The sequence below is a fragment of the Cupriavidus sp. 01L46 genome (genome assembly GCF_056399905.1).
Genome location: NZ_JBFTSF010000578.1, coordinates 1 through 1,542 on the forward strand (window position 1 = coordinate 1; position 1,542 = coordinate 1,542).

Below are 1,542 nucleotides of genomic sequence, written 5' to 3' on the forward strand. Positions count from 1 at the left end.
GTTGTCGGAGTACTGCCGTGCAAAGGGCATCCAGCCGGAGCAGATTCAGCAATGGCGTGAGGCGTGCGAGCAGGCCAATGCGCCTGCCCCCGTCAAGCGAACGCTGGCGCAGCGGCGGGAAGACGAAGCGGCGCGCAGGCGAGTGCGGGAACTGGAGCGCGAACTCAAGCGCAAGAATGCGGCGCTGGCGGAGACAGCGGCACTGCTGGTCTTGCAAAAAAAAGCCGCAGCGATCTGGGGACGGGACGAGGAAGACTGATCAGCACCCCGGATCGCTTGGAAGCCATAGAGTTGATCGATGACGCTGTAAGCGCCGGGGCGCGGCAGGAGAAGGCCTGCGAGGCGCTCGGTGTGACCGAGCGGACCTTGCAGCGCTGGCGGCAAGCGCCCGCCGACGGGCGGCCTGAAGCGCGTCGCGAGGCACCGGCCAACAAGTTCAGCGAAGCAGAACGGCAGGCGGTGCTGAGAGCGGCGAACCGGCCGGGTTACGCGAGCCTGACGCCGCACCAGATCGTGCCGAAGCTGGCGGATGAGGGGATCTACGTGGGATCGGTATCGACGATCTACCGGGTGCTGCATGCAGCGGGACAAAGCCGGCGGCGCGGCCGCAGCAAAACCCCGTGTACGCGCCCGCCGACGACGCACCGGGCCACGGGTCCGAACCAGGTGTGGTGTTGGGACATTACCTGGCTGCCGACCACGGTCAAGGGCAAGTTCTTCTACTGGTACATGATGAAGGACATCTACAGCCGCAAGCTGGTCGCCAACGAGGTGCATGAGGGCCAGACGGCGGAGGATGCAGGCCGCCTGCTGATGCACGGCTGTTTGCGGGAGCAAACAGCAGGTCGTCCGCTGGTACTGCACTCGGACAACGGCAAGGCCATGAAAGGGGCCACTATGCTGGCAGCGATGTATGACCTGGGCGTGGTGCCCTCCTACAGCCGGCCCAGGGTGAGCAACGACAACGCCTATGCCGAAGCGTTGTTCCGTACGGCGAAGTACTGCCCGATGTGGCCGGAGCGCCCGTTCGAGAGCCTGGAACAAGCGCGGGAGTGGGTGCTGCGCTTCGTGCGTTGGTACAACGATGAGCACCGACACAGCGGTCTGAAGTACGTCACGCCAAACCAGCGGCATCAGGGCACAGCCACTGCACTGTTGGCGCAGAGAAAGGCGCTGTATGAAGCGGCGCGCGCCCGGAATCCGCAGCGTTGGACCGCGGGCATCCGCAACTGGGAACTCCCGGATGCGGTGTACCTGAACCCGGAGCGAGCGCAGCAAAACGGAGAGAATTACAAGCAAGCAGCGTAACGGCTGAGGCGACAATTACCTTGACACACGCCGCTCGCCAAGAAAGTAGGCAAAGAAGCGACCCGGATGGGGCGACCCCCCCCCTCGTCGCCGGACGAAAAGAGCGGCCGGAGGCCAAACTCGCATCGCCTTAAGGCGACACTCAAACATGGCCTCCTCGTTTCCGCTCTTTTCGCCCGACGACGAGGCGCCCCATAACGGGAGATGAAAGGCAGACGGCTCGCTGCGCATCGC

1 protein-coding gene and 1 pseudogene are annotated in these 1,542 nt (G+C 64.5%); both read left to right on the plus strand.

The window, feature by feature from the left end:
- Window positions 1-259 (plus strand): annotated as a pseudogene (locus tag AC1DS3_RS38520) (IS3 family transposase); the annotation flags it as partial.
- Window positions 259-1,308 (plus strand): IS3 family transposase, encoded by a 1,050-nt coding sequence (locus AC1DS3_RS38525; RefSeq protein WP_477129350.1) that lies wholly within the window; start codon window positions 259-261, stop codon window positions 1,306-1,308. The pseudogene AC1DS3_RS38520 and the gene AC1DS3_RS38525, both read left to right, overlap by 1 nt.
- The last annotated feature ends 234 nt before the right edge of the window (window positions 1,309-1,542 follow it).